Source organism: Mesorhizobium sp. M7A.F.Ca.MR.362.00.0.0 (assembly GCF_004023175.1).
GTDB lineage: Bacteria > Pseudomonadota > Alphaproteobacteria > Rhizobiales > Rhizobiaceae > Mesorhizobium.
In genome coordinates, this window is the sequence record NZ_RZTF01000126.1 from 1 (window position 1) to 6,654 (window position 6,654).

Below are 6,654 nucleotides of genomic sequence, written 5' to 3' on the forward strand. Positions count from 1 at the left end.
CTTTCATGGCGCCCGCATCCGCGCCGAACTTCAGAACCAGGCAGAATTTGACATGCAGCCGCCGCAGGGCTCGCCCCTGTCGAATGCATTGATATCGGCGGTCGCGCAGGCGGAAGCGGAGGGTCTCAGAATTTCGCTGAACAATTTTCAACAGGAGCAAAGCTATCTCGACAAGACCGCCAAGGATGCCGAGGCTGAGGTCGAGGTTCTGCTCAAGCGCGAGCAGACGGAAGCGGCAGCGGTGAAACAGGATGAGGACGATCTGGCGCGGGTCACCAAATCGTTCGAATCGGGCAATCTGACCAACAGCAGGCTCGCCGATGTCAGACGTGCGGTGCTGATGTCGTCGAGCCGGGCGCTCGAGACCTCGGTCGAACTCATGAGAACGCGGCGCCAGCAGGAAGACTTCGTCAGGCAGCAGGAACGCAATGAAAATCAACGAAGGATCGGCCTTCTGAACGAGTTGAGGGACACCGACCTTCGCCTCGCCGAGACCACTGCAAGGCTCCACGCAGCCAGCCAGAAGCTTCAGCCATCAGGGGCGTCCGCTCTTCCGCTGCCGGTCGCCGGCGAAACCTTCCAGGCGCGGATCACAATAACCGGGGGAGCCGGCGACGCGTCGAGAGGTCGACCGGTCGACCAGGACACTGAGGTCGCGCCTGGAGACACCATCGAGGTGAGGTTCAGCAGCGACCTGCAGAGCGCGGCGATCCAGTAGTTACGCGACGTGAACCGACTCGGGAACGACGGTGGCTGATGCCTCGCCTCACGGCATGAAGACCCGGGCGACCTGAGAAATCGGGCATGGGAAAATCAAGAAAGCGGGTTTGTCGTGATTGGTGAAATAGATGTCGCCAGCGCCTACATCACCGGCCGCATCGGCTTCATGGGGCTGAAGTTGGTTGTCGCGCCCGGCGCGCTCGTCCCTCGCCCGGAGACGGAATTGCTCGGCAGCACCGCCCTCAATGTGCTTCGTGAACTTAATCGGCCGGTCCCGCGTGTCGTGGACATGTGCTGCGGAGCGGGCAATCTCGCCTGCGCCATTGGATACAAGGTCCCCACCGCGCGCGTCTGGGCGAGCGATCTCACTGACAGCTGTGTCGAAACCACCTGCCGGAATGTCGCCCATCTTGGCCTGGCCGGACGCATTTCGGTGCTGCAGGGCGACCTGTTCAATTCCTTCTCGGGTCTGGAGCTCGAAGGCACGATCGATCTGGTCGTTTGCAACCCGCCTTACATCTCCGAGAAGCGGCTCGAAAACGACCGCGCGCATCTGATGGAACTTGAACCACGTGAGGCATTCGCTGCCGGGCCTTACGGCCTGAGCATTCACATGCGGGTGATCAAGGAGGCGCGGCGCTATCTGCGGCAAGGTGGCATGCTGCTTTTCGAGGTCGGGCTTGGCCAGGACCGGCAGGTCATGAGTTTGGTTGAGCGTTCCAAAGCCTACGAGAGCATTCGCGCGGTTGCAAACAAAGCCGGTGAAGCCAGGGTGGTTTGTGCACGGGCCAAAGCGCCAGCGTGAGCCGCGCCATTGGTTTGCGCGCTCGGTTGGGAGGACGCCCTTAAAGCGGCCCAGCGATCAGTTTTCCTTGCTGAGCACGTAACGTGCAATTCCCTGGATGGAATCGAAATTCTCAGGCAGAAGTTCACTGTCCTCGACAGTGATGCCGAATGTCTCCTCGACGAAGCCGATAACTTCAAGCACTCCAGTCGAGTCTATGATGCCCTGGTCGAGCAACGACGTTTCAACCTCCAGGGCACGCGGGTCGGCCACGTAGAAATTTGACGCCAGAAAGGCGCGTATCTGATCGCTGTAGGTGTCAATTCTGTTGTTCGTGCTCAGCATTGAATTGGCCTCCGATCCAAATGATTTCCAGGTGTCGCTTTATGAAAGCGCTATTTTCTTGAGCTTGCCCGTGTCCGTCATCGGTAGACTGGACACAATCTGGATGGACTTCGGAATCATGAAGTTTTCCAGCCGCTTCTGACATTCCATCCGCAGCTGCTTTTCGCACATGATCGTTCCTTGCTCCATGACGACAAACGCTTTCACTGCTTGCCCTAGCAGGTCGTCGGGAACTCCAACGACCGCGGCTTCCCGTACTCCCGGGATTTCCATCAGCACGTTTTCGACTTCCCTGGGCGCCACCTTTTCTCCCCGCGATTTTATGATCTCATCGCTGCGGCCGACAAAATAGAGGTAGCCTTCCTCGTCCATTCGGCAGTAGTCGCCGGTGTACAGAACCTGCTCGCCGGGCAAAGGGCCAGGCTTGAGCTTCCTCGCGGTAGCCTCCGGCTTACCCCAGTAGCCCTTCATGACCGTTGCCCCGCGAATGACCAGCTGGCCGACGACATTGGGACCGACCCTTCGGTCATCCTCATCGACAATCCACATTTCGGTGTTCGGGATGGCGATCCCCACGCTCAACGGTTTTCGAGCAAGATCTTCCGGCGGAAGATAGGTGCAGCGTTTGCATTCGGTCAGGCCGTACATCGAATAGATGCGAGCATCGGCAAACAGTTCCTGGAGCAGGCGAATGTGCTTGAGCGGCAGTGCCGCGGCAGTGTTCGTGACATACCTTATGCTTGCAAAATCATCTGCCTTCAGCGTCTTGAGATCCGACAGCGCGGCAAAGATGGTTGGCACGCCGGGAAAGCCTGTAACTCTCTCCCTTTCGATGATCGCAAGTATCTGTGCGGGGAAGGCAAACGAGCGCTCGAGGACCAAGCGCGCCCCGGTACGGAATGCCATTATCATCTGATAGAGGCCGTAGTCGAAGGCCAGGGGCAAGACATTGAGGATCACGTCGTCTTCGCCAAGTTCGAGGTACGAGGCAATCGACGTGCAGGCTGCCATCATGTTCCTGTGCGTCAGCATCACGCCTTTGGGTTCGCCGGTCGAGCCCGACGTGTAGATGATGGCTGCGAGATCGATATCGATGCGGCGGCGGGCCGGCGCTTTGCCGTGGCCGGCAGCCGCCTCATCCCAGCGCACGGCATGCGGCAATCCCCGGAGCTCGGCGACGTCCATCGGACCGGAGACGATGAGCCGCCGCAGCGACGGACAGTTACGCGCCGGTTCAGTAAAGATTGCCTGCAAATGTTTGTCGGTGATCAATGCTGCCGGCAGGCAATCGTTGAGCAAATACCCCAGCTTGTCGCTCTTGGTGAGCGGATTGACGATGCACACAACGGCGCTCGCCTTGAGAACCGCCCAGAAGCTGACCACGGTCTCGACGGTGTTGTCGGCGAAGATCATGACGCGGTCACCGGGGGCGACCCCGGACGTGACGAGATGATGGGCGACCGCGTTGGAACGTGTCTCAAGCTCATCATAGGCGAGCCGGTGCCCGCCGCACACCAGCGCCACCTTGTCGCCGAGTCGGCCGGCCGAATGGCTGAGGTAGTCGTGCAGCAGAGGGACGGCGCCATGCATCATACCAGCACCTCTTCCCTGTGCAGGCGATCGACATCTATCCTGAGGTCGACCGCACGCCCGCTTGATGGACGGCTTGCGACAAACTGCTGATGGAGGAGCTGCGTCGACAGCACGCCGACCAGCGCCATGTTGTCCGAGTTGGACAGATCGCCATCGCCGGTCTTGGCAGCGCATTTGTCCAGCAGGCGCGCGACCGAGTTCGGATCAAAGACATTCGCCGCGCGCAGGGTAGTCTCAGAGAGTGCTTCGCGGACATAGGCGGGTGCGCTATCGCCCATGAAGCAAAGTGCGTTGGGCGCCCGGTAGGGCTGCTTCTTGCGGGCCACGACTTCCGCGGGGACGATCGATTTCGCCACACGCTTCAGCACGTGTTTCTCATCCAGAATGCGCAGCTTGTAGTCGGCCGGTAGCGAATTCGCCAAGGCCACGAGCTTGTCGTCCAGGAACGGGAAACGCCCTTCGACGGAGTGAGCCATCAGCATCCTGTCTCCTTGCGAGGAGAGCAGGTAGCCCGACATCAGCGTCCTGATCTCAAGGTACTGGTCCTGCGCGAGAGGACCCCATCGTTGGAACTCTTCGGGCAGGCGGCCGAGCAGGTCAGCCACCACGTCGCGACGCGCCGTTTCGGCGTGCATGTCGGCCGAGAACAGCCGTTTGATGGCGCTGGTGGTGCGCCAGCGGGTATCATGCGCGAAGCCGGGCGCGCCATATGCATGGAGACCGTGTCCAAAGAACTGGCGCGCCATCGCCTGCTGCTTGACCGGCGAGCGGCTCAGATAGGGATACAGACGTTCCAGCAGTCGGGCGCGTCGGGCGGAGGCGGGTTGCCGCCCCCAGAAGCGGCGGACCTTGCCTTCCCGGAACAGGTCGTAGCCGGCGAACATCTCGTCGGCCCCCTCGCCGGTCAGCACGACCTTGATGCCATGTTCGCGCACCAGCCTCGAGAGAAGGAACAACGGCGCCGGCGCGGTCCTGAGAATCGGACGCTCGGCATGACGGATCACATCCGGGAAGATGTCGGCGATGTCACCGCGCGAAACCATCACCTCGTGGTGCTCGCCGCCGCTCGCACCGGCAACCAGCCGCTGGTAACGGGTTTCATCATATTCGGCGTCAGCAAAACGCAACGAGAAAGTCTGGAGCGGCGCGCCGGCGAAGCGCCTCCCGAGCATGGCGACAAGTGAGCTGTCGAGCCCGCCGGAAAGGTAGCAGCCGACCGGCACGTCCGCCTTGACCATTCTAAGCGCCGTCGCGGCCTGCAAGGCGCCGCGCACTTCGTCCACCGCATCCTCCAGCGAGCCCCTGAAGGTGCCATGGGCCAGGTCCTCGCTCTCGGGATAGCAAGGTTTCCAGAAAGCGTGCTCACGAACGCTGCCATTGTCGTAGATGCGGACATGGCCGGGGGTAAGTTCCTGTATCCCCTGAAATACGCCTTGCGGCGGTACGACCGTCCACAGCGTGAAAGTCTGGTCGACCCCCGCCGGATCGAAGGCCCGCGGTATCGCCGGGTCGGCTGCGAAGATGGCCTTAACTTCGCTGGCGAAATGCAGGCGGCCAGCGTGTTCGCACAAATGCAGCGGGCAGATGCCGAACCGATCGCGCGACAGGACGAGGCGGCCTATCAGCGAGTCCCAAATGGCGAGTGCCCATTGCCCGTTCAGCCGCTCGAACGCGCCCACACCCCAGGCGCGGTAGGCATGCACGACGACCTCCGTATCGCTGCGGGTGCGGAAACAATGTCCCAGGGCTATGAGTTGGTCACGCAGCTCGACGTAATTGAAGATCTCGCCGTTGAAGACGATCCAGGTGGTATTGCCTGTGTCGGCGAGAGGCTGCTGTCCGGTCGAGAGATCGATGACCGACAGGCGGGTATGCGCCAGCCCCGCTCGCCTGTCGCGGTAAAGGCCGCTTTCGTCCGGACCTCGATGGGAGAGCGCGGCTGCCATTCGTAGAAGCGCGGCTCGTGAAGGAGGCTCCGCAGCCGCGTTCAGCGCCACAATTCCGGCGATGCCGCACATGGGTCAATCCCTGTCCATCGCAGCGGGCAGCTGCGGCCGTGCGTGAAGATAGCGGGCGGCGCGGCGTTTGCTGACGATATCCTTATAGACCTTCTCGACCTGCTCGGCGGTGAGGCCAGCGGCGGCGGCAACCACGCCGGCCGAAATTCCGTGATTCATGCCATAGAGGCACAAATCCATCAACTGATAGGGCAAAGCGAAGTAGAACTCCTCCTGGGTTTGCGCCATGGAAAACGTGTCCGTGGTCGGCGGCCTTGTTCGGACCTCCTTGTCAATACCGAGATACTCCGCCAGCTGGTAAACCTGGGTCTTGTAGAGATGGACGATAGGCATCACATCGGCGATGCCGTCGCCCTGTTTGACGAAGAAGCCCTGGTCATATTCGAGCCGGTTTGGCGTGCCTGCCACTGCATAGTTGAGGCGGTCCGCATGATAATACTCGGTCATCTTGCGAACCCGCTGCTTGTAGTTGGTGGCAGCGACGATCTGCAGGTAAGCCGCCGGCGACAGACGCACGGTGTCGATCTTTCCGTGCGGATCCTCGACCGTAAGGCGCGTGATATTGAGGCCGCTGCTCTCCAGCACCGATGCCATGACCAGCTTGCATTTCCAGCCTTCGCCATATCCAGGGACGGCAGTTCGGATGGCCTCGATCTGTCGGGCGTATGCGCCGATGCCTTCAAGCGCCGGCTCGATATCTTCAAGGATTGTGTCGATGCCAAGCTGCCCGGCGACGCTGCGGCCAAGCCTCAACGAGTCGCCTGACGAATGGCGCTCCGGCATGAACAGGCCGAGCACCTTGTCCTTCCCGAACGCCCGTGCGCACAGCGTTGCGACGACCGAACTGTCGATGCCTCCGGAGAGCCCGACGACCACTCCGCGACGCCGTTGTGTGCCGAGAACCTGCTCGCGCAAAGTCTCGACGATGCGATCGATCTCCAGCCGGGCATCGAGCGCCAGCACATCGCTGCTGAATTCCCCGATCAGGTCGATGACACTGCCTCCTGTTGGCGTGACTCGACTGAAGAGTAGGTCTCGGTCACAGCGTTTTCGATGAGTGGGCGATTGATGGTCAGATGGGGCTCCACGACCATGTCGATGTGAGTGCCGGCGATCGGAATGACGTCCAGATGGACGAATGCCCGGTCCCACCCGAGTGCAAGCGGCATTCCGGGCCGCGCGCAACGGAACAAG

The 6,654-nt window shown here is 61.2% G+C and carries 6 protein-coding genes and 1 pseudogene; 2 read left to right on the forward strand and 5 right to left on the reverse strand.

Annotated elements, in window-relative coordinates:
- Together EOC06_RS17055 and EOC06_RS17060 are read left to right on the forward strand one after the other, a co-directional pair.
- Positions 1-718: pseudogene (locus EOC06_RS17055) on the forward strand (sugar ABC transporter substrate-binding protein); the annotation flags it as partial.
- Between the two features lie 114 nt (positions 719-832).
- Positions 833-1,525 (forward strand): class I SAM-dependent methyltransferase, encoded by a 693-nt coding sequence (locus EOC06_RS17060; RefSeq protein WP_164898619.1) that lies wholly within the window; start codon positions 833-835, stop codon positions 1,523-1,525.
- A 57-nt stretch (positions 1,526-1,582) separates the two neighbouring features.
- On the opposite strand, the gene EOC06_RS17065 is transcribed toward EOC06_RS17060, so the two are convergent.
- The 5 genes from EOC06_RS17065 to EOC06_RS42720 form a co-directional block, all read right to left on the reverse strand.
- Complete coding sequence (locus tag EOC06_RS17065; RefSeq protein WP_027036262.1) at positions 1,583-1,849, reverse strand: acyl carrier protein; 267 nt, start codon at positions 1,847-1,849, stop codon at positions 1,583-1,585.
- A 39-nt stretch (positions 1,850-1,888) separates the two neighbouring features.
- Positions 1,889-3,442 carry a class I adenylate-forming enzyme family protein gene (locus EOC06_RS17070; RefSeq protein ID WP_164898620.1) on the reverse strand — a complete coding sequence of 518 codons (1,554 nt, stop codon included), beginning with the start codon at positions 3,440-3,442 and terminating at the stop codon, positions 1,889-1,891.
- The gene (gene asnB, locus EOC06_RS17075) at positions 3,439-5,460 is read right to left on the reverse strand and encodes an asparagine synthase (glutamine-hydrolyzing) (RefSeq protein ID WP_128308323.1); all 2,022 of its coding nucleotides are present in this window, start codon (positions 5,458-5,460) and stop codon (positions 3,439-3,441) included. The genes EOC06_RS17070 and asnB overlap by 4 nt, the downstream gene beginning before the upstream one ends.
- Positions 5,461-5,463: 3 nt before the next feature.
- Entirely contained in the window at positions 5,464-6,447 is a 984-nt protein-coding gene (gene nadE / locus EOC06_RS17080; protein WP_281062082.1) for an NAD(+) synthase, read from the reverse strand.
- Positions 6,444-6,654, reverse strand: a 211-nt coding sequence (locus EOC06_RS42720; RefSeq protein ID WP_245469686.1) for a hypothetical protein, incomplete at its 5' end; no start/stop codon positions are given. The genes nadE and EOC06_RS42720, both read right to left, overlap by 4 nt.